The following is a 21,158-nucleotide window of genomic DNA, read 5'->3' as shown; positions in this document are numbered from 1 at the left end:
GATCGGGGATCAGCGGGGGGTCAGTGGTCCTTGACGCTGTCGACGAGCACCGGGCGGTCCGGGAAGGACACCGTGACGCCCGTCCCCGCCGGGAAGGCCGCGGCCTCGTGGGTGGGGAGGTCGGCCTTGACCAGTGTGCCGTCCGGGAGCCGGACGGTCAGCCGGGTGGCGGCGCCCAGGAAGGTGGTGCCGGTCACGGTGGCGCTCCCGTCAGCCGCGAGGCGCACGTTCTCGGGGCGCACCAGTACGTCCGCCTCGCCCCGCAGCGCGGTCGTGCCGTCCACGGGGAGCCGGACGCCCAGCACCTCCACCGTCGTCCCGTCCTGGGCCACGGTCCCGCGCACCCGGTTCATCGTGCCGACGAACTCCGCCACGAAGGCCGTCGCCGGGCGGGCGTACAGCTCGGCCGGGGAGGCGACCTGCTCCAGGCGGCCGGCGTGCATCACCGCCACCCGGTCCGCCAGGGACAGCGCCTCCTCCTGATCGTGCGTCACGAAGAGCGTGGTAAGGCCCAGTTCCTGCTGCAACCGCCGGATCTCGTCGCGGAGCGTCAGCCGGACCTTGGCGTCCAGGGCCGACAGCGGCTCGTCCAGCAGCAGCACCCGGGGACGCAGCGCCAGGGCGCGCGCCAGTGCGATGCGCTGCTGCTGACCGCCGGACAGCTGGTGCGGGTAGCGGTCGCCGTGTCCCGGCAGGCCGACGAGTTCCAGCAACTCCTGTGCCCGGGCCCGGCGTTCGGCCGTGCCGACCTTGCGCATGCGCAGCCCGAAGGCGACGTTGTCCCGCGCGTTGAGGTGCGGGAAGAGGCTGTAGGACTGGAACACCATGCCGGCGTCGCGCCGGTGCGCCGGGATGCGGGTGACGTCCTCGCCGTCGACCAGCACCTCGCCAGCGTCCGGGGTCTCGAAGCCGGCCAGCATGCGCAGGGCGGTGGTCTTGCCGCAGCCCGAGGGGCCGAGCAGGGCCAGCAGCTCGCCGGGGTGCACGGTCAGGTCGAGACCGTCGAGCGCGGTGGTCGCGCCGAAGGCCCGGCGCAGGCCGCGGAACTCGACGGTGGCGCCCGCCTCGGCGGCCGGGGCGGCGACGGAAGGAACGGCGGAATCAACGGTCATGACGGGGCCTCAGTGGGTCTGGGTGTGGGTGCGGCGGGCGGAGCCGACGGAGAGGACGAGGAGCACGAGCCAGGTGAGCAGCAGGCTGACCATCGACACGGCCACCGTGACCGCGCCCTGTCCGGCGGCGTTGCCGTTGACGATCCACACCGCGAAGGGCACGTAACCGAGGATCGATGCGGTGGTGAACTCGCCCAGCACCAGGGCCAGGGTGAGGAACGCGGTGTTCAGCAGCGCGCCGCGCAGGTTGGGCAGGATGACGGTGACGACGGCCCGCGCCCGGCTCGCGCCGTTGTTCTGCGCGGCCTCCAGCAGCGTGCGCACGTCCAGGGCCCGCATCCCGGCGTCGAGGGTGCGGTAGGCCAGCGGCAGCGCCATCACCACGTAGGCGAGCAGCAGCACCACCGGGAAGTTCTCGTTCTGCAGCAGCACGAAGGTGCGGAAGAACGGCGTGGGCGCGAGGTTGTCGTTGCCCCAGCGCAGCAGCGAGCTGATGCCCGCCGTCAGCGCGATCACCGGCACCACCAGCGGCAGGGTGCAGGTGAGTTCGACGACGGCGCGCAGCCGGGGGCCGCCCAGCCGGACGGCGACCACGGCGGGGACCAGCAGCAGGTAGACCAGCAGCACGGTGGCGGCCGTGAGCAGCAGCGAGAGCCGGAGCGCGGGCCACAGGTCCGGCACAGAGAAGATCTTGGCGTAGGCGTCGAAGGAGAAGCCCTTGCCGCCCGGGTCCACGGTGAACCACAGCGCGCAGAGCACCGGCACCGCGAAGTACACCGCGGCCAGCAGCAGTACGGAGCCCCGGCCGTACCGGATCCGGCCGCCGCGCCGTGCCTGGCCGGGCTTTGACACCGCGTCAGACGTGGTGGGGAGGGTCAGACCAGCCATCGGGCGCTCCGGCGTTGCAGGGGCAGGTACACGGCCATCACCAGGGCGGCGACGACCACCATGTCGAGGCTCATGGCCAGGGCCACGTTGGTGGCGTCGGCGGAGACGTTGCCGCTCAGGGCGACCGCGATCTGCAGGGTGATCAGCGGCACGGTGGCGCCGACCATGGCGGCCGCGGTGGCGTAGGCCGCGAAGGCGGAGCCGAAGAGCAGCACGAAGCCGCCGAGGAGCGAGGGCGCAAGCACCGGAAGGGCGACGTGCCGCCAGTACTGCCAGGTGGTGGCCCCGTTGTTCTGCGCGGCCTCGCGCCACTGGCGGCGCAGGCCGTCGAGGGCCGGGACGACGCTCAGCACCATCAGCGGGACCAGGAAGTACAGGTAGACGAGGGTCAGGCCGCTGAAGGAGTAGAGGCTCCAGCCGGAGCGGTCCAGGTGCAGCCGCTGGGTCAGCACGCCGGCATTGCCCAGGGTGGTGATGAACATGAAGGCGAGCGGCACGCCGCCGAAGTTCGCCAGCACGCCGGAGGCGCTCAGCACCGCGTGCCGCAGCAGGGTGAACCGGGAGGTCACCACCGCCTGCGCGAGCAGCAGCCCGGCGACCACGCCGATCAGGGCGGAGAGGGCGGACAGCTTCACGCTGCCCAGGAGCGCCTGCAGGTAGCCGCCCTGCAGCGAAGCGGTCAGGTTGCCGGTGGTGAAGCGGCTCGGCTCGCCGGGGTTGTAGGTGCTGAACGCGCCCCAGGCCACGGCCAGGGTGGGCAGCCCGAAGGCGACGGCGACGAAGAGGAGCAGCGGGAGGACGGCGAGCCGGCCCGCCGCCGCCCCCTGGGGGCGGCGGCGGACGCGGGGCGCCCGGACGGCGGTGCTCACCCGGCGATGGCCTTCTGCCAGCCGGCGGCGACGACGGCCTTGGCCTTGGTCAGCTGGTCCGGGGTGGCCAGCTGCGGGGTGCCGGACACGGCGGCCAGCTTGGCGGCTGCGCCGGTGTCCAGTGTGCCCGCGGTCTTCATGGCGTCGAACTCGACGGGACGGGCGAAGCCGCCCATGAACAGGTTCTGGCCCTCGGTGGAGTAGAGGTACTCCTCCCACAGCCGGGCGGCGGCCGGGTGCGGGGCCCACTTGTTGATGGCCTGGTTGTAGTAGTTGGCGTACTGGCCGTCGCTCGGAACGTTGACCTGCCAGTTGATGCCCTTGGACTGGAACTCGGCGGCGTAGCCGGAGTTGAGGTAGTCCCAGTCGATGGTGATCGGGGTCTCGCCGGACTCGACCGTGGACTGCTTGGCCTGGACCGGGTTGAAGTTGCCGGCCTTCTTCAGCTTGCCGAAGAAGTCGAGGCCGGGCTGGATGTCGTCCAGCGAACCGCCGTTGGCGATGGCGGCGGCGTAGACGGCGGAGAAGGCGGCGTTGGCCTGGGTCGGGTCGCCGTTCAGCGCGACCATGCCCTTGTACTCGGGCTTGAGCAGGTCGGCGAAGGACTTGGGGCACTCCTTCACCTTGGACGCGTTGCAGCCGATGGAGATGTAGCCGCCGTAGTCGTGCGCCCACAGGCCGGTCGGCTCGGCGAAGCCGGACGGGATGGAGGAGAAGGTGGCCACCTTGTAGGGGGCGAAGATGCCGCTCTTGGCGCCGTCGATGGCGAAGGAGGAGCCGATGTCGACGACGTCGGGGGCGCGGTCCTGGCCCTTGCGGGTGGTGATCGCGTTGATCTCGTCCTGGCTGGAGCCCTCGGGGTTCTCGTCGTTGATCTTGATGCCGTACTTCTTGGTGAAGCCGTCCATCAGCGCGCCGTAGTTGGCCCAGTCGCGCGGGAGGGTGATCGCGTTGAGGGTGCCCTCCTTCTTCGCGGCCGCGATCAGGGCGTCCATGCCGCCGAAGTCCTGGGCGGAGGTCGCGGTGGAGGCCTTCTTCGCGTCCGAGGACGAACCGGTGCTGGTGGAGGCGGCAGAGCCACAGGCGGAGAGGGTCAGCACGGAGGCGACCAGGCAGCCGGCTACGGCGGCGGCCCGGGCACGGGTGGAGGTCACGATGGTCTCCTGAGGAGGCGTCAGCGTCGGGTGAGGACCTGCCGGGACGCGAAGGTTGATCACTTGTCCGAACAAGTCGAGTGTCAGTACGCCCGAGTACGGTGACGCGACGGTGAACGGGGAATTGCCGCGCGACGGCCGTTTCCCGGCGGCTTCCCCGGCCCCGACTCCCTTGCGTGGACGGCCTGTTCATGACCGGCCGGGGTAACGCTACGATCACGGCGTCAGAGGTCCGCCGCACCTGTCCGGCGGGGCCGCGCCCTCCGCAACCACAGTTCCGGGAGCCCCAGTTGGCGGCAAGGCACGAGGAGATCGCCGACGAGCTGCGCCAGGCGATAGACCGCGGCGACTACCGCATCGGCGGCACCCTGCCCGCCGAGACCGAGCTGGCGACCCGCTACGGCGTCTCGCGCGGCACCGTGCGGCAGGCGGTCTCGGCGCTGGCCGCCGAGGGCCGGATCGGCTCTCGCCAGGGCGCCCGCCGGGTGGTGCTGGGCAACCGGCGCAGCCAGAGCTTCGCCGAGCTGCGCAGCTTCGCGCAGTGGGCGCGGGCCATGGGCCAGCAGGCCAGCGGCCGCGTGCTGGAGCAGTTCCGTCGCCCGGCCACCGCCGAAGACGCCTCCCGGCTGCAGATCGAGCAGGGCGACGAGGTCCTGCAGGTGCTCCGGGTCCGCGGCCTGGACGGTGAACTGGTGCTGCTGGAACGCAACGTGTACCCGGAGTGGATGGCCTCCGCGGTGGAGAGCCTGCCCGCCGACTGCGAGTCGGTGGTCCAGGGCCTCTACGACGCCACCGGCGTGATCTTCGCCCACGGCGAGCACGTCATCGACGCCGTGGCGGCCGGCAGCCAGGACGCCCGGCTGCTCGGGGTGCGCCGGGGCAGCCCGCTGCTGCGGATCCGCCGGGTCACCACCACGCACGCCGGCCGCCCGATCGAATGGTCCGACGACCGCTACCGCTCCGGCTCGGTCAGCTTCGCGGTGGCCAACTCCATCGGCTCCAACCCGCTGATCCGCCGCGCGGCCGAGGAGTGAGGGTCCGTCAGCCGGCCGCTCAGCCCACCGGGCGGTCCTGCCGGATCTCCGTGAAGAGCGTCTTCGCCGCGTCGGACCAGAGCACGGCGGACTGCCCCGTCGGCGTCGCGTAGTCCTGCGTCGCCAGCGGGACGGTGAGGCTTTTCCCCTTGCCGCCCGACGCCTGCTGCAGTTGCCGGGCGCACTGCGCCAGCGTCCACAGACCCGAACTCCGGTCCACCGTCACGGAGTCGAGGGCGGCGTTCAGGAACGGGTAGAGCCGGAAGGGGTCGGCCAGGACGCCGGGGGCGACCACCGTGTCCGCCAGCGCGTGCAGGAACTGCTGCTGGTTGCCGATCCGGCTCAGGTCGGAGTCGGGCAGCGAGTAGCGGGTGCGGACCAGGGCGAGCGCCTGACGGCCGGTCAGCTTCTGGCAGCCGGCCGACAGGTCCGCGCCGGACCGGCTGTCCCTGACCGCCGAGCCCAGGCACATGCGGACCCCACCCAGGGCGTCGACGGTGTCGGTCACGCCGCTGAAGCCGACCTCCAGGTAGTGGTCGATGCGGATGCCGGTCGCCGACTCGACGGTGCGGACCAGCAGTTGCGGGCCGCCCTCGGCGAACGCTGCGTTGATCTTGCTCTGGCCGTGGCCGGGCACGGTCACCCAGGAGTCGCGCGGGATGCTCAGCAGCACCGGGCCGTTCGCCCCCTTGTGCAGGACCATCAGCGTGTCGGTGTTGGTGCCCGCGTCGGACCCGACGTGCAGGGCGCGCTGCTGTGCCCGGGTCAGGCCGGCACGGCTGTCCGAACCGACCAGCAGCCAGTTCGTCCCCGCGACGTGGGCGGGCCGCCCGGGCCAGTCGGCGATCGCGTCGGTGCGGCGGATCTTCCCGTCGGCCCAGATCCAGGTGCCGAGCAGGACCATCGCCAGCACGAGGACCACGGCGAGCAGGGCCAGGCCGAGCCGCCGCGGCCACCTGCGCCGCCGCGCCCGGCCGGACGCCGGGCGGGGACGGGTCCGCAGCGCGGTCGCCTGACGGCGCGGGGAGAGGTCCGGCGGCAGGGGCGGCTCGGTCATGCAGCAAGCATGAGCCGGGTCGGCGGGCGGTGCCGACCCGGCTGAGGCAAACCGGTGACCTGCGGTGATGTGGCGTCAGTTGCTGAAGCTGGGCACCGCGGTGTCGTTGATGAAGGCGTCGAAGACCTGCTTCGCCTCGGTCATGTTCCACTTCACGGCGACGCCGTCGGCCGGGGTCTGGTAGTTGGCGGTGGAGATCGGCACGGTGATGGTCTTCCCGTCGCCGCCCTTGGTGCTCTTCATCGCGAAGAACATCGACGCCAGGTCGGTCAGCCCCGCGTCCTTGTCCAGCGTCAGCATGTCCAGGCCGCTGCCCACCGTGGGGTAGAGCGTGAACGGGTTGAGCAGGGTGCCCGGTGAGGTGGCCTTCTTGGCGAGCGCGTTGAGGAACTGCTGCTGGTGCTGCATGCGGGCCAGGTCCTGGCTGGCCTCCTGGTGGCGCTCGCGGACGAAGGCGAGCGCCTGGGTCCCGTTCAGCGTCTGGCAGCCCGCCTTCAGGTCCGCGCCCGAGGCCTTGTCCTTGATCGCCTTGTCCAGGCACAGGTCCACGCCGCCCAGGTCGTTGACGACGTTGACGAAGCCGGCGAAGCCGATCTCGGCGTAGTGGTCGATGTGCAGGCCGGTGTTGTACTCGATGGTCTTCACCAGCAGCGGACCGTCGCCGAAGGCGTAGGCGGCGTTGATCTTGTGCTTGGACGCGTGGTGCTGCTTGCCGTGGCTGTCGGTCCAGGCCGGGATGGTGACGTAGGAGTCGCGCGGAATGCTCATCAGCGTGTCGCCGTGGTCGCCGATGTGCAGGATCATCATCGAGTCGGTCCGGGCGCCGGCGGCGGCGCCGGTGTGCAGGCTCTGCTCGTCCTGCTTGGTGAGCCCCTGGCGGCTGTCCGAACCCACGATGAGCCAGTTGGTGCCCTTCCCGGCGGCCGGGCGGCCCGCGTAGTCCTGCAGCACATCCGCGTGGTTCAGCTTGGAGTCGGCCCAGAACCAGCTGCCGACGCCGACGGCGAGCAGCGTGACCACGAGCACGGTGGCGGTGAAGCGGATCTTCCGCTTGCGCGACCAGCGCGGGCGGCGGGGACCCCCGCCGACCGTCCCGGAGCTGTAGCCCCCCTGCCCGCCGTCCCCGCCGGGTCCGCCCGGTCCTCCGGAACGCGGCGGTCGGGGCTGGGTGGGGAGGGGCGCAGCGGAGCTCCGCCCCCGCGGGTTCAGCTCCGGCGGCAGGGGCGGCTCGGCCTGCCCCGGCATGGGTCGGGTGTGGGTCTCCCAGTCGTGGAAGCCAGGCTGTGCGCTGCTCATGCCTCAGAGCATGCCCGCACTTCCCGACGGTGCGATGGACAATACGGTCATATCGGAATCCTGTAGCCGTTTTGTAGCACGGGGGTTGCCGTTCTCAAGCGGCGCAGCCGCCAGGGACGCGGGGATCCCCCACCTTCCCCAGCCTTCGGCCGGGGGTACCCCCACGGCGGGAGGTGCCCCCCGCGCCCCCAGGGCCCCTGCGGGGTTGCTCAGTGGCAGATGACTTGATCGCCGCGGGTGGCGTTCACCGCGCCGCCGGGCTGCGGGCTCGCGGACGCTTCCGGGGCGGCGTAGTCCGCGCCCAGCACCACCTGCATGGTGGCTCCCTGTCCGGGAGCCCCCACCAACTCCGCCTTGGGGAACGCCGCCCCCAGTGTCCGCACGGACACGTCCCAGCGCGGGTCGTAGCGGATCACCGTCCGCTGTGTCGCCGGGGCGTTCCGGGCGAACCCCGTGGTCGCGAAGCCCTGCGCCCGCAACTCGCCGTCGACCTTGGCGCCCAGTCCGCCGACGCCGGTCCCGTTGAGCACCTGGACCCGTACCTGCGCAGCAGGCACCCCTGACGCCGCCGTCGTGCCCGCCGCCGTCGCGCGGGGGGCCGGGGCCGCGGCCCCGGTCAGCGGGCGGTCGGCCTTCAGTGCCAGGAAGAGGGCCCGGGCCTTCGCCTGGTCCCACAGCACCGTCGAACCCCACCCCGGCACCTGGTAGTTGAGATTCGACAGCGGCACCGTCGCGAACGACGCCGACGACGGCCGCAGGTCCTTCAGTCGTCCGGCCAACTGCACCAGGTCCGACGTGTCGAGCCCTTCGTCCACCTTGACCGAGGCCAGCACCGAGGACATCACCCGCTCGAGCTTCACCGGGTTGAGCAGCGTCCCGCTGCTCGTCGCCTGCTGGATCACCTGGGCCACGAACTTCTGCTGCCGCTGCATCCGGCCCAGGTCCGCCGTCGGGTCCACGTACCGGGCCCGGACGTAGCGCAGCGCCTCCGCGCCGTTCAGGAGTGTCGTTCCTGCAGGCAGGTCCAGCCCCGACTTCGGGTCGTGCAGCGGCCGGTTGGTGCACACCGGCACGCCGCCGAGCGCGTCCACCGTGCTGATGAAGCTCAGGAAGTTCAGCTGCAGGTAGTGGTCGATCCGCAGCCCCGTCGCCTGCTCCACCGTGGCCACGGTGAGCGGGGCGCCGCCCATGCCGTAGGCCGCGTTGATCTTGCCCATGCCGTGGCCGGGGATCGGCAGGTAGCTGTCCCGGGGGATGCTGACCACGCTCGCGCTGCCGCCGTCGGCGGACAGGTGTACCAGCATCATCGTGTCGGTGCAGTGGCAGGACTCGCCGCCGGCGTGCAGGGCCCGCAGCGTCGCCGGGGGCACGCCCTCGCGGTCGTCGGTGCCGACCACCAGGAAGTTCTGTGACGCGTCGTCAGCCGGACGGTTCGTCAGCCCGCGGAAGGCGTCCACCCGTCCGAGCGAGTCGCCCACCCCGTTGACGACGGCCCAACCCACGCCGCTGGTGGCGAGCAAGGCTCCGGACAGCGCCCCGGCGGTCCACATCCCCCAGCGGCGCGTCCGACGCGGGCGGGGCCGGGCGGCCGGTCGTGGGCGGGGCCGTGGAGCGGGACGAGGGGAGGGCATGGACGGCGGCATCAGTCGGATCGTAGGCCCGGGCCGCCCGGCCTCCGGGCAACGCGCTCGGGGTGTCGCGCTTGCAACTCTTTGCGGTGAATCGCGCGCCGGGGCCGTAACCCCCTCCCGAGTGGGGTTGGGCCGGAGCCGGAGCCCGGCGGTACGGTTGGCTGCACTATGGACGCAACCTCCCTGCCCGCCGTCTCCGTGATCATGCCCGTGCTCAACGAGGAGCGGCATCTGCGCACCGCCGTGGAGCGGATCCTCGACCAGGAGTACGCCGGGGAGTTGGAGGTGGTGATCGCGCTCGGCCCGTCCACGGACCGCACCGACGAGATCGCCGCCGCGCTGGTCGAGGAGACCGCCGGGACCTCCCGCCAGGTGCACACCGTGCCCAACCCCAGCGGTCGCACACCGGCCGCGCTGAACGCCGCGATCAAGGGCTCGCGCTTCCCGGTCGTGGTCCGGGTGGACGGGCACGGCCTGCTGACGCCGGGTTACATCGCCACGGCCGTACGGCTGCTGGAGGAGCGCGGCGCCGCCAACGTCGGCGGCATCATGCACGCCGAGGGCGAGACCGAGTGGGAGAAGGCAGTCGCCGCCGCGATGACCTCCCGGATCGGCGTCGGCAACGCCGCCTTCCACACCGGCGGTGAGGCCGGGCCGGCCGACACCGTGTACCTCGGCGTGTTCCGGCGCGAGGTGCTGGAGCGGCAGGGCGGCTACAACGAGGAGTTCATCCGGGCGCAGGACTGGGAGCTCAACTACCGGATCCGGCAGGAGGGCGGGCTGATCTGGTTCACCCCCGAGCTGAAGGTCACCTACCGGCCCCGGCCCAGCGTCCGGGCACTCGCCAAGCAGTACAAGGACTACGGGCGCTGGCGCCGGGTGGTCACCCGCTACCACCGCGGCTCGGTGAACCTGCGCTACCTGGCCCCGCCGGCCGCGCTGGCCGCCGTCACCCTGGGCACCGTCGCCGGCGTGGCGCTGAGCCCGGTCGCCCTGGTGCTGCCCGGTGGATACGTCGCCGCCATCCTGCTCGGCTCGCTCAAGGAGGGCCGCGGCCTCTCCCTGCGCGCCCGCGCCCAACTGCCGGTCGCCCTGGCCACCATGCACATGTCCTGGGGCTGGGGCTTCCTGACCAGCCCGCGGTCGCTGGCGAGGAAGGTCATCGCCAGCACCGCGAAGTGACGGGCCGTCAAGCGTCGTTCCGTCGAGGGACTCCGACCGCGCCGCGACGGCACGGTCCGCGCGTTCACCAGGCGTAGACCGGGTTCACCTTCGCGCACTTCCGCTCCGCGCCGCTCTGCCGGGCGGCCGTCGTCGGAACCGCGCCCGCCGAGGGGGGCGCGGTCTGGGGGAAGACGGACCCCTGCGGCCAGTCCGCGCCGACGACCAGCAGCGGCCGCCCGGCCGACGCGGTCGCCCGCAGCGCGGTGGCGGGCAGGTGCAGCGCCGCTGCCAGCGCCGCGGCCCGGCTCCGGTCGCCGGGCGCGTAGTCGAGCGTCGTCGTCCGCTGCCGTACGGCCGCGTTCCCCCCGTTCCCGGCGTGGGCGAAGCCGAGTTGACGCAGGCTCAGCGTCACCGCCGCGGCCCGGCCCGCCACTCCGCTGCCGTTCTGCACGGTGACCCGGACTGCTGCCGGGTCCACCGTCGCCGCAGGCGAGGGAGAGGCCGCGGCGGTCGAGGAGCCGGCGGCCGTCCTGCCGAAGGAGTCCAGCGGCACGTCACCGCGGACCATCGCGAACAGCCGCTCGGCGTCGCCGGGCATGGGCACCACCCAGGCCCGGGGGTTCGCCGGGTCCGCGGCATAGGGCATGGTCACCGTCGTCACCCGCTCCGGGTCGATCCCGCGCAGCTCCTTGGCCAGCCCGATCAGCCTGCCGACGCTGTCCAGTCCGTCGTCCACGGTGAGCGCCCTGGTGGCGGCGTCGGCGAGACCGAACAGCTTGCCGGGGTCGGTGAGCGTCCCGGCCGAGCGCAGCCGGCGCAGCAGCGAGGTCAGGTACATGTGCTGGGTCTGCGTCCGGTACAGGTCGCTGCCGTCGCCGAAACCGTGCCGGGTGCGCAGCCACTCCAGCGCCTGCACGCCCTTGACGACGTGCTCGCCGGCGGTCAGCCGCAGGTGCGAGTACGGGTCGTACACGTTGCCCGTGGTGCACACCGGCACCCCGCCGACGGCGTCGGCCATCCGCACCACTCCGGCGAAGTCCACCACCATGTAGTGGTCGATGTGAATGCCCGTCAGCTGGTGCCAGGTCCACACGGTGCAGCCGGGCCCGCCGTGGGACAGGCTGTTGGTGATCTGCGAGTGCGGGGTCGCGGGGTACGTCCTCCCGGTCGCCGGGTCGGTGCAGGCCGGGATGTCCACCATGGTGTCCCGCGGAATGCTGATCAGCGAGGCGTTGCTGCGGTCCGCGGAGACGTGCAGCAGCATCTCCACGTCGGCGTGCACCGGGCCGCCCGCGGTGTTCCGGGCGCCGCCCAGGGCGACGTCCTCGGCGCTGTCCCGGCTGTCCGAGCCGATGAGCAGGATGTTCAACGGCCGGTGCCCGAAGGCGTCCACGGACTCCGCGCCCTGGTCGCCGAAGCTGAGCGCGCCGTGGCGGATGTTGCCGTCCAGATGGGCGACGTAGGCCCAGGCCCCGCCGGCGACGACCAGGACGAGGGCGAGCGCCGCCCAGCCGAGGCGGCGCGCCAGCGGTCGTGCCCGCCGCACCCGTCGCGGTCGGCGCGGTCGGTGCGGATGGCTGGACTGGGGGGTGCGCTGGGGGAACTGACGAGGGGTCATCGGCGGGGACTGCCTTCGACGGGAACGGACCGGACGGGCTACGACCCTCCGCAGCCCGTCCCGACCGAAGCCGTGGGGACAGGGGCCGCGAAGGGCTTGCCTATCCCGTGGAAGTCCTGACCCAGCGTCAGCACCATGCGCCCGGTGGCGCTCCGGTCCTTGCCGGTGGCGTGCAGCGCCGACTCCGGCAGCCCCAGTGCGGCGACGAGCGTGCGCGCCTGGTCCACGTGGACCGGCGCGTAGACGAGACTGGTCGCCGCCTGGGTGTGCGCGGCGGGTCCGCCGTTGCTGGCCCGGAGGAAGTGCCGGTCGTTCTGCAGCCAGCTGAGCACGGACTCGGCCTGCCCGAAGGTCCCGCTGCCGTTCAGCACGGTGACGCGGACGTCGATGGGGGCCGCGTGCTTGCCTCCGGCGGCGAAGGCGTCGGCCCGGGGGAGGGGAGTCGCCCGGGGCGTCGTCGCCGCCGTCGGTGTGCAGGCGCGGGACGCGCTGCCCACCGGTGTGGGTGACGCGGGTTCGGCGGCGCTGCTGTGCCGGTCGCCGCGCACGACGAAGTACGCGAAGACGGCGACGGCCACGAGCAGGAAGGCCGCGGCCGCGCCCAGCCAGGGCCCGCCACGGGCAGGCGCCCTCCGCCGCCCCCGACCCCTTGTGCCCACGTGCCCGCTCCCGTTCCGTACAGCAACTGCGCCACCCTACCCGCCCCCGCCAGGGGCGCGAGGCTGCAACCGACGCCAGGGGGCGAGGCTGCAACCGACGCCCGGCCCCGGCAGGGGCGCGAGGGACTGCGCGACCAGCCCACCACTCAAGGAGGTCCGACCCTGACTGCAGGACGGACCTCCCCGAGTGGTGTGCTGCTCGCGCAGTCCCTCGCGCCCCTGCCGGGGCCGGGGTCAGCCCAGCGTGCGGGTGACGTGCTCCGAGGCGATCCGCGCGTCGAGGGCTTCGGGCGTGAGGTTCTCGCTGTTGCGGCACAGCACCACCGACCCGCCCACCGCCAGAGGTGCGAGCAGGCCGCCGGCCAGGCCGTCCCAGCTGTCGAAGGACAGCGTGCTGAGCACCCGGTCCTCGGCCGTCAGGCCGAGCTGCTTGGCCTGCTCCGCCGCGAGACTGACGGTGTGTGAGCCGGAGAGCACCTCCCCGTCGATCTCCAGCGCCGGGCGCTCGGGATCCACCGGGGCCCACGGCACGAAGCGGTCACCCTGGGCGGGGACCTCGACGGCGTAGTCGAGGAAGCCGTCCGGCAGCGGCTGCGGGAAGCGCCCGCCGAGGGGGCGCAGGGCCAGGGCCACGCGCTGCCCCGGGCACTCCTGCGCCGCCTCCAGGGTGTCCGGGCCGCTGACGACCAGCTGAGCCTTCGCGGGGTCCCCGGCCGGGACCGTGAGGACGCCGACGGACCAGCAGGCGAACAGCCAGATCGCCGTCTGCCAGTGCGCCGGCAGCAGCAGCGCGACCCGGTCGTCCGGGTCGGCGGCCAGCTCGTCCTGGAGCAGGTTGGCGGTCTTGGCGACCCAGTTGTCGAAGGTCTTGACCGAGAGCTCGACTCTCTCGCCGGTCGCGTCGTCGTAATACGTGATCAGCGGTCGGGCGGGATCGGCGTCGAGGAGGGAGCGCAGCAGATCGGCGGGAGTGGCTGCGCCGCTGAAGGAAGTCTGGCTCATGGTGCCGCCAAGCCTACGTGCTCCCCTCCGTCACGGAACCCCCTATGGTGGGTGGGTGTCTGGGACGGGTGCGGCGACTGCGGCGCGTGAGCGTGTCTGGCGGCCTGCGGGCCCGCTGGACCTGGGCCTGACGGTCGGTCATCTCCGGCGCGGCGGGCTCGACCCGTGCTTCCGGCGCACCCGCGACGGGGCGGTGTGGCGTGCGTCACGGACCCCGGCCGGCGTCGGCGTGGTCCGCCTCGCGGCGCGCCCCGCGGAGGGGTCGGTGCATGCCACGGCCTGGGGCGACGGCGGGGACTGGCTGCTGGACCGGGTGCCCGACCTGCTGGGCGCCCAGGACGATCCGTCGGCGTTCGACCCCGGTGGCAGCCGGCTGCTGCGGGACGCGCACCGGCGCCACGCGGGCCTGCGCATCGGCCGGACCGGGCTGGTGATGGAGAGTCTGGTCCCGGCGATCCTGGAGCAGCGCGTCACCACAGGGGAGGCGTACCGCGCGTGGCGCGAGCTGGTGGTGCGGTACGGCACGCCGGTGCACGGCGGCCTCCACGCGCCCCCTGCGGCGCGGGACTGGGCGCGCATCCCCTCCTGGGAATGGCACCGCGCGGGGGTGGACGGCAAGCGCTCCGCGGCGGTGGTGCGTGCCGCGCGGCTCGCTCCGCGACTTGAGCAGGCGTCAGTCCTCCCGCCCGCGGAGGCCGTTGCCCGCCTCACCTCCGTGCCGGGCATCGGGCTGTGGACGGCGGCGGAGACGCTGCAGCGCAGCAACGGCGACACCGACGCGGTCTCGGTGGGGGACCTGCATCTTCCCAACAGCGTCGGCTGGGCGCTGGCGGGGCGGGAGCGCAGTGACGACGAGCAGATGCTGGAGCTGCTGGAGCCCTACCGCCCCCACCGCTACCGTGCCTGCCGGCTGATCCTTCTCTCCTCCGGCGCGGCTCCTCGCCGTGCACCCCGCTACGCCCCCCTGGACATCAGCAGGTTCTGACGGGCGGTCAGGTGCTGGGCCGTCGGCCGTCCGCGCCACGGCGCGCCGCCGCCCTGGGGCAGGCGAGCCCGCAGCCCCGGCGGGCCGACGCAACCGCGGCCTGCCTTCCTGGCGGGGGCAGGTGGCATGGTGGCGCCGCACCTGTCCTCGGCCCCGCGCCCGAGGACACGCCTACCGCACGGCGATGAAGGCCTCGGGGTCGCGCGGCGGGCGGGGTGGCGCGTCGTGGCGGGGGCGGCCGACGGCGACCGCGCCCATGGGGTCCCAGTCGCCCGGCAGATCGAGCGCGGTGCGCACCACGTCCCGGCAGAACATCGTGGACGACACCCACGCCGAGCCCAGCCCCTCACCGGCCAGGGTGACGAGCAGGTTCTCCACCGCCGCGCCCAGCGCCACCACGAACATCTCGCGCTCCGCCGCCGCCCGCCGGGCGTCGGGGTAGTCGTGCGAGCCCTCCGTCACCAGGCAGGGCACCACCAGGTACGGGGCGTTGCGCAGCACGTCGCCGCGTCGGGTCCGGCGGGCGATCCGCTCCTCGTCCCAGCCGTCCAGCTCCCGCAGGTCCCGCCGCCAGGCGGCCAGCATGGCGTCCAGCAGCTCCGTGCGCGCGGCCGCGGACTCGACCAGGACGAAGCGCCAGGGCGTCGTGTGGTGCGGGGCGGGGGCGGTGACCGCCGCGGCGACCGCGCGCCGCACCGCCGCGCCGTCGACCGGCTCGTCGGTGAACTCCCGTACCGTGCGCCGCAGGGAGACCGCCTCCCGCACCGCCTCCGAGGTGCCGAGCCGGAACATGTCGTCCGCCGCGGAGCGGATCATCGGGCGGATGCCCTCGCCGTCCTCGTCGCGGACCAGGTGGCCCAGGCCGCGGACGACGGCGACCGGCGTCCCGGTGGCCTTGCCCTTGGCGAGGTCCGCCGCCGCGGCCAGCTCGTCGGCCGTGGCGGTCACGGTCAGCGCCAGTTCGTTGCCGTGGCTGTCCCGGCGGCCCCGGTGGTCCTCCAGCACGTCCAGGCCCGCGGCGCCGATGGCCACGTCGGTGAGGCCGTTCCGCCAGGGGCGGCCGAAGGTGTCGGTGACGACGACGGCCAGCCGCAGTCCGGTCAGCTCCCGCAGCCGCTTGCGCAGCGCCCGCGCCGACGCGTCGGGGTCCTCGGGCAGGAGCAGCACGGTTCCTGACGGAGTGTTGGACGCGTCCACCCCCGCCGCCGCCATCACCAGCCCCTGGCGGTTCTCCACGATCCGGGTCCGGCCGCGGCGGGCGACCACGCGCACCGTCTCCGCGTCGATCGCGGCCTCACGGTCCGCCGCCCGGACGACGCGGCCCTCGGCCTTGCTCACCACCTTCGAGGTGACCAGCAGGATGTCCCCGTCGGCCAGCTCCGGTTCGGCCGCCAGCAGCAGCGCGGCCAGATCGTCGCCGGATCCGACCTCGGGGAGCCCCGGTACGCCCCGGACCTCGAAGGCGGTTCGACGCCCCGTCACTTCGCGCGCACCTCCTCGGCGAGCGCCAGCGCCGCGCGGGCCATCGCGGCGGTGGCCTCGGTGTCCGTCATCCACAGCGGCACCGCCCGGCAGGAGATGCCCGCCGCTTCGACGGCCGGTACCGCGGCCGCGTCGGAGCTGTCCACCAGCCAGCCGTCCAGCACCCCGGCCGGGCGCTCCGCCGGGGCCCGGCCCGCGCCGCTCCGGTCCGCGGCCCTCGCGCCGTAGTGCAGCGCGACGGCCGCCGCGCTGGTCTCCACGCCCACGGCCTCCAGCACCTTGTCCGCCATGCCCCGCACCGGCGCACCACCGATGATCGGCGAGAGCCCGACGACCGGCGCCGTCGTCGCGACGACGGCCTCCCGCACGCCGGGGACGGCCAGGATGGTGCCGACGCTGACGATCGGGTTGGACGGCGGGAGGAGGACCACATCGGCCTCGCGGATCGCCTCGACGACTCCGGGTCCCGGCTTGGCGCCGTCCGCGCCCACCGGCACGATCGCGTGCGCGTCCACGGCGGCGTGCAGCTTCACCCAGTACTCCTGGAAGTGCACCGCCCGGCGCTCGCCGCTGTCCGGGTCGTCGATCACGACGTGGGTCTCGACCCGGTCGTCGGTCATCGGCAGCAGCCGCACGCCCGGTTGCCAGCGGTCGCACAGCGCCTCGGTGACCGCGCTGAGGGGGTAGCCGGCGGCGAGCATCTGGGTGCGCACGATGTGCGTGGCGAAGTCCTTGTCGCCGAGCCCGAACCAGCTCGGGCCGACCCCGTAGGCGGCCAACTCGCCCTTGACGGACCAGGTCTCCTCGGCCCTGCCCCAGCCCTGCTCCTCGTGGATGCCGCCGCCGAGGGTGTACATCAGGGTGTCCAGGTCCGGGCAGACCTTCAGCCCGAACAGATGGATGTCGTCGCCGGTGTTGCCGACGACCGTGATCTCGGCGTCCGGGGCCGCCGCCTTCAGTCCGCGCAGAAAGCGCGCTCCGCCGATTCCTCCGGCCAGTACCGTGATGCGCATGGGGCCATCCTCGCAGCCCCCAGCGGCCCGGGGGTCACCGCGACCTGACGGAGGGGCGGGTGGCGCGCAGGGGCCAGCCGGTGCCGTAGGGGTTCATCTCGGTGAGGCCGGGCGAGTAGACATGCAGGCTGACCGCCGGCTCCAGCGAGGTGTTGACCACCTCGTGCAGGTAGCCGGGGGCGAAGACGCGCTGGGCGCCGGGGCTCAGCTCACGCTCCACGCTGCCCGCGCCGGGCGTCAGCGAACGCTCCGTCAGAGTGCCTTCCAGCACGGTGAGTACACCGGAGGAGCGGCCGTGGTCGTGGCCGCCGCTGCCCTGGCCGGGCAGCCAGCTGAGCAGCCAGACCTCGTAGCCCGGGCCGGTCTCCAGCCGCGCGTACCAGCGGGTCAGCGCGTCGTAGCGGACCAGGGGCGCCCAGCGCTCGCGGTCCGCGGCAACGCGGCGGGCGAGCGCGGCGAAGCCGCCGACGGTGGTCGGGTGCGGAACCGGGGCGGGCGCGAGGTGGGGCCAGGCGAGCGGGTCGCCGGCGATGCTGACGTCGCTGAGTCCGTCCGGGTAGGCGGAGGTCGAGGACACGGGGCGAAGTTCCTTGGGGCTGCTGGGAGTCCGGCACTGGGCAGGACCGGGGCGGGCTGGCGCGGACTCTCGCGGAGGCGGCCCGGACCGGTCGGCGCTCGATGGCGCTCGGCTGCGGGAAGGGCGGCGTCAGCGACAACAGCAGCAACAGAGCGCGCTGGCGGCACGACGGAGCCCCCCGTGGAGGCTCGTGGTGGCGGCGCGGTGCTCTGACATGGGGCCAAGCAGACCGTGTCACCGGGGCGTGTGTCAACCTGCGCCTGTCCCAAGTGCCTCATCTCACCTGATCGGCGGAAAAATCACCCCCCTGGTTTGAGGGGGCGTCAGGCCGGGCAGGTCGCGCTTCGACGGAGGTCGACGCGGCCCCGCGGCGCAGCAGGGCTGAAGCCGCCGGCCGTTGCCTCACCGTGATCCCGCTGTGATCCGCGTCGCTATTTCCGGTTGCCCCGGAACGCTTTGCGCTGACGGATCGTCAATGCGTACGAGGGGTTTCGGCGCCCGCGTCCGGTGCATTTCGTGCACGGGGCCGGAGGGTGCGTCAGATGCCGCCTGCCGCCCAGTGATGACAAGGCGCAGCGGTCTCTTCGCTGCTCAGAGGCGGGGTGCCGGTTTGTCCGGATTTGCACACTTATGGTGACCGTGTGGTTCCAGGGAGTGAATCCCGGGGGCAATACCAGACCACGGCTTGACTGGGGGAGAAGAGCGCACTTGTAATTTCACCCGTGTCCATTCGTCGCTTTGGATAACGGACGCATCACGAGGAGCACCGGGTACGGACCGCTCCTCACGGGGATGAAAGAACAGAGGGGCAGGAGGCGCACTGATGAGCGAGCTCTTTGAGTTGATGATCGGTGAGGACACCGAGGAAGAGCTTGGCTGGCAGGAACGCGCCCTGTGCGCCCAGACCGATCCCGAGTCCTTCTTCCCGGAGAAGGGCGGCTCCACCCGCGAGGCGAAGAAGGTCTGCCTGGCCTGCGAGGTCCGTACCGAGTGCCTCGAGTACGCCCTGGCCAACGACGAGCGGTTCGGAATCTGGGGCGGCCTGTCGGAGCGCGAGCGCCGGCGCCTCAAGAAGAGCGTGGTCTGAAGCCGGGCCGGTCCCCGTCGCCCTCCTGCCGAAACGTTGCGCCGCCCCCCAGCAGGGGGCGTGAACCCTCAGTGACGTTGCGCCGCCCCCGGCAGGGGGCGTGAACCCTCAGTGACGCGCTTCCTCCGTCGGTGGCACGCCCCTGACGGAGGGTCAGTGAACCGTTTCTGCCCGCCGGGGCACATCGCCCACACCGGTACCCGTTAGGGTGGTCCGCCGAACCGGAGCACGCCTCGCCGCGTGGCCGGGAACCGACACCCAGCGAACCGGGGTCCGCACACGCGATGACTGTCCACAGCCACCAGCCCGGGTACCCGTCCGCCGGACGGCCGCCCGCCTATCCGCGGCACCTCGTCACAGCGGTGCTCGTGGCCCATGACGGAGCGCGCTGGCTGCCGCAGGCGCTGCGGGGCCTGCTGAGTCAGGACCGGCCCGCACAGCGGATCGTCGCCGCGGACACGGGCTCCACCGACGCCACGCCCCGCCTGCTCGCCGAGTCGCTCGGCGCGGAGAACGTCCTGGACTTCGGGCGGCGCACCGGCTTCGGCGCGGCCGTCAACGAGACGGTCCGTCAACTCCCGGCGCTGCGCCCGGAGGACCTGCCCTACGCCATCCACGGCGGCGGCTACGACCCGCTCGACCCGAGCCAGTCCACCGGACACGACCAATTCGGCGACCCGCTCGGCCACCACGACGAGCTCGCCGCGGACCAGCTGCTGGCCGGTGGCTCCACCGAACCCGTCGAGTGGCTCTGGCTGCTCCACGACGACTGCGAGCCCGCGCCGGACGCGCTGCGCAAGCTGCTGCAGATCGCCGAGTCCACCCCCACCGCCGCCGTCGTCGGTCCCAAGATCCGCAGCTGGTACGACCGCAGGCAGCTGCTCGAGGTCGGCGTCTCCATCGCCCGCAGCGGCAAGCGCTGGACCGGCCTCGACCGCCGCGAGCAGGACCAGGGTCAGCGCGACCAGGTGCGCCCGGTCCTCGCCGTCTCCAGCGCTGGCATGCTCATCCGCCGCGACGTCTTCGAGCAGCTCGGCGGCTTCGACAAGGCACTGCCGCTGATGCGCGACGACGTGGACCTGTGCTGGCGCGTCGCCGCCGCCGGGCACCGCACCGTCGTCGCTCCGGACGCCGTGCTCCGCCACGCCGAGGCCGCCAGCCGTGAGCGGCGGCCCATCGACGTCACCCGCTCCGACCGCCCGCACCGGATCGACAAGGCCGGCGCGGTGCACACGCTGCTCGTCAACTCCCGTGCCCTGCTGCTGCCCTACGTGATGCTGCGGGTCGTGCTCAGCACCCTGCTGCGTACCCTCGGCTACCTGCTGGGCAAGCAGGGCGGCCTGGCCGTCGACGAGATCTCCGGCCTCGGCCACGTGCTGCTGCGGCTGCCGCTGGTGCTGGCCGGCCGAGCCCGGCGCCGGCACACCCGCAGCCACGACGCGCTCGACGACCGCAGCCTCTTCCCCGCACCGGGCGCAAGCGCGCGGCAGACGGTGGAGAACCTGATCGCCGAACTCGGCGGGAACCGCGCGGGGGAGGCGTTCTCCAGCCGCCACGGCGCGGTCGAGTCCGGGCCGGTGGACGAGGACAACGAGTTCCTCGAGGTCGAGCAGTTCGCCATGCTGCGCCGGATCGCCCGCAGGCCCGCGCCGGTGCTCTTCGCCGCGCTGCTCGCGCTCACCCTCGTCGCCTGCCGCGGCCTGCTCGGCGGCGGTCAGCTCTACGGCGGCGCCCTGCTGCCGACCCCGGACGGCGCGACCGACCTGTGGTCCCAGTACGCGAGCACCTGGCAGACCGTCAGCACCGGTTCCGGGAACGGCGCCCCGCCCTACCTCGGCATCCTCGCGGCGCTCTCCAGCCTGGCCTTCGGCAGCCCCGCGCTCGCCGTCCAGCTGGTCCTGCTGCTCGCCGTCCCGCTCGCGGGCGTCTCCGCCTACCTGGTGTCCCGCCCGCTGATCGACTCCCGGCTGGTCCGCGCCTGGGCCGCCGCCTGCTACGCCTTCCTGCCCGCCGCGACCGGGGCGATCGCCCAGGGCCGGCTCGGCACCGCCGTCCTCGCCGTGCTGCTGCCGCCGCTGGCCCGGGCCGCGGCGATCGCGGTCGGCCTCGGCATCCGCACCGAGACCGCGGCACGCGGCGGTCGGCCCGGCTGGCGCAGCGCGTGGGTCGCGGCGCTGCTGCTGACCATCGGCACCGCCTTCGTGCCGCTGGCCTGGGTGCTCGGCCTGCTGCTGGCGGCCGGCGCACTGGCCGCGGCCTACCTGCGTGGCGGCGCCTTCGGCCAAGGACTCGGCGCGCTGCGGCAGTTGGGGCCGCGCTGCGCCGTGATCGTGCTGGTCCCGCTGCTGGTGCTGGCGCCCTGGTCGCTGGGGCTGCTGCTGCACCCCGGACGGCTGCTGCTCGAGGCGGGCATCCCCGGCGCGGTCGGCCCCGCCGCCACGCCGCTCGGCCTGCTGCTGCTCAGCCCGGGCGGCAGCGGCGTGGTCCCCGGCGTGCTCGTCGTCGGCATCCCGCTGGCCGCGCTGGCGGC

18 protein-coding genes are annotated in these 21,158 nt (G+C 73.4%); 5 read left to right on the top strand and 13 right to left on the bottom strand.

Annotation, left to right across the window (positions count from 1 at the left end):
- Positions 1-20: 20 nt before the first annotated feature.
- The 4 genes from ACFP3V_RS19580 to ACFP3V_RS19565 are packed head-to-tail and all read right to left on the bottom strand — an operon-like array spanning position 21 to position 4,023.
- A complete protein-coding gene (locus ACFP3V_RS19580) occupies positions 21-1,112 on the bottom strand; it encodes an ABC transporter ATP-binding protein (protein ID WP_380585172.1) in 1,092 nt (363 codons plus the stop codon).
- A gap of 9 nt (positions 1,113-1,121) precedes the next feature.
- Complete coding sequence (locus ACFP3V_RS19575) at positions 1,122-2,000, bottom strand: ABC transporter permease (RefSeq protein ID WP_380585170.1); 879 nt, start codon at positions 1,998-2,000, stop codon at positions 1,122-1,124.
- Entirely contained in the window at positions 1,988-2,869 is an 882-nt protein-coding gene (locus ACFP3V_RS19570; protein WP_380585169.1) for an ABC transporter permease, read from the bottom strand. The genes ACFP3V_RS19575 and ACFP3V_RS19570 overlap by 13 nt, the downstream gene beginning before the upstream one ends.
- Positions 2,866-4,023 (bottom strand): ABC transporter substrate-binding protein, encoded by a 1,158-nt coding sequence (locus ACFP3V_RS19565; protein WP_380585167.1) that lies wholly within the window; start codon positions 4,021-4,023, stop codon positions 2,866-2,868. Before ACFP3V_RS19565 ends, ACFP3V_RS19570 begins: the two co-directional genes overlap by 4 nt.
- Before the next feature lie 290 nt (positions 4,024-4,313).
- On the opposite strand from ACFP3V_RS19565, the gene ACFP3V_RS19560 reads away from it, so the two are divergent.
- Positions 4,314-5,057, top strand: coding sequence for a GntR family transcriptional regulator (locus tag ACFP3V_RS19560; RefSeq protein WP_380585165.1), 744 nt, complete (start codon positions 4,314-4,316; stop codon positions 5,055-5,057).
- Between the two features lie 19 nt (positions 5,058-5,076).
- Here ACFP3V_RS19560 and ACFP3V_RS19555 read toward each other — a convergent pair whose 3' ends face one another.
- The 3 genes from ACFP3V_RS19555 to ACFP3V_RS19545 all read right to left on the bottom strand — a co-directional run bounded on the left by ACFP3V_RS19555 (position 5,077) and on the right by ACFP3V_RS19545 (position 9,041).
- Positions 5,077-6,114, bottom strand: a complete 1,038-nt coding sequence (locus tag ACFP3V_RS19555; RefSeq protein WP_380585163.1) for an LCP family protein — start codon at positions 6,112-6,114, stop codon at positions 5,077-5,079.
- 75 nt (positions 6,115-6,189) lie between these two features.
- Positions 6,190-7,410, bottom strand: coding sequence for an LCP family protein (locus ACFP3V_RS19550; protein ID WP_380585161.1), 1,221 nt, complete (start codon positions 7,408-7,410; stop codon positions 6,190-6,192).
- A 209-nt stretch (positions 7,411-7,619) separates the two neighbouring features.
- Positions 7,620-9,041, bottom strand: coding sequence for an LCP family protein (locus ACFP3V_RS19545; protein ID WP_465270103.1), 1,422 nt, complete (start codon positions 9,039-9,041; stop codon positions 7,620-7,622).
- Between the two features lie 168 nt (positions 9,042-9,209).
- Here ACFP3V_RS19545 and ACFP3V_RS19540 point away from each other — a divergent pair, with 168 nt between their 5' ends.
- Positions 9,210-10,223 (top strand): glycosyltransferase family 2 protein, encoded by a 1,014-nt coding sequence (locus ACFP3V_RS19540; protein ID WP_380585158.1) that lies wholly within the window; start codon positions 9,210-9,212, stop codon positions 10,221-10,223.
- Positions 10,224-10,287: 64 nt separating this feature from the next.
- On the opposite strand, the gene ACFP3V_RS19535 is transcribed toward ACFP3V_RS19540, so the two are convergent.
- The 3 genes from ACFP3V_RS19535 to ACFP3V_RS19525 all read right to left on the bottom strand — a co-directional run bounded on the left by ACFP3V_RS19535 (position 10,288) and on the right by ACFP3V_RS19525 (position 13,484).
- Entirely contained in the window at positions 10,288-11,823 is a 1,536-nt protein-coding gene (locus ACFP3V_RS19535) for an LCP family protein (protein WP_380585156.1), read from the bottom strand.
- 38 nt (positions 11,824-11,861) lie between these two features.
- Positions 11,862-12,482 (bottom strand): LytR C-terminal domain-containing protein, encoded by a 621-nt coding sequence (locus ACFP3V_RS19530; protein ID WP_380585154.1) that lies wholly within the window; start codon positions 12,480-12,482, stop codon positions 11,862-11,864.
- Between the two features lie 234 nt (positions 12,483-12,716).
- On the bottom strand, positions 12,717-13,484 hold the full coding sequence (locus ACFP3V_RS19525) for a TIGR03089 family protein (protein WP_380585152.1): 768 nt from the start codon (positions 13,482-13,484) through the stop codon (positions 12,717-12,719).
- On the opposite strand from ACFP3V_RS19525, the gene ACFP3V_RS19520 reads away from it, so the two are divergent.
- Positions 13,483-14,469 carry a DNA-3-methyladenine glycosylase family protein gene (locus ACFP3V_RS19520; RefSeq protein WP_380585150.1) on the top strand — a complete coding sequence of 329 codons (987 nt, stop codon included), beginning with the start codon at positions 13,483-13,485 and terminating at the stop codon, positions 14,467-14,469. The two genes, ACFP3V_RS19525 and ACFP3V_RS19520, sit on opposite strands and share 2 nt — an antisense overlap.
- Before the next feature lie 171 nt (positions 14,470-14,640).
- Here the strand turns inward: ACFP3V_RS19520 and ACFP3V_RS19515 are convergent, their stop codons facing one another.
- The 3 genes from ACFP3V_RS19515 to ACFP3V_RS19505 are packed head-to-tail and all read right to left on the bottom strand — an operon-like array spanning position 14,641 to position 17,541.
- The gene (locus tag ACFP3V_RS19515) at positions 14,641-15,951 is read right to left on the bottom strand and encodes a coenzyme F420-0:L-glutamate ligase (RefSeq protein ID WP_380585148.1); all 1,311 of its coding nucleotides are present in this window, start codon (positions 15,949-15,951) and stop codon (positions 14,641-14,643) included.
- Entirely contained in the window at positions 15,948-16,964 is a 1,017-nt protein-coding gene (cofD, locus tag ACFP3V_RS19510; protein ID WP_380585147.1) for a 2-phospho-L-lactate transferase, read from the bottom strand. The genes ACFP3V_RS19515 and cofD overlap by 4 nt, the downstream gene beginning before the upstream one ends.
- 34 nt (positions 16,965-16,998) lie before the next feature.
- Positions 16,999-17,541, bottom strand: a complete 543-nt coding sequence (locus tag ACFP3V_RS19505) for a cysteine dioxygenase (RefSeq protein ID WP_380585145.1) — start codon at positions 17,539-17,541, stop codon at positions 16,999-17,001.
- An 823-nt stretch (positions 17,542-18,364) separates the two neighbouring features.
- Between ACFP3V_RS19505 and ACFP3V_RS19500 the strand changes: the two genes are divergently transcribed.
- Positions 18,365-18,628 (top strand): WhiB family transcriptional regulator, encoded by a 264-nt coding sequence (locus ACFP3V_RS19500; protein WP_380585143.1) that lies wholly within the window; start codon positions 18,365-18,367, stop codon positions 18,626-18,628.
- 284 nt (positions 18,629-18,912) lie between these two features.
- The coding region (locus ACFP3V_RS19495) for a glycosyltransferase family 2 protein (protein ID WP_380585141.1) at positions 18,913-21,158 on the top strand (2,246 nt) is incomplete at its 3' end.

The sequence above is a fragment of the Streptacidiphilus monticola genome (assembly GCF_042658505.1).
GTDB classification, from domain to species: Bacteria; Actinomycetota; Actinomycetes; order Streptomycetales; family Streptomycetaceae; genus Streptacidiphilus; species Streptacidiphilus monticola.
The sequence above is the reverse complement of the archived record's forward strand: the minus strand, read 5'-3'. Positions and strand labels throughout refer to the sequence as shown.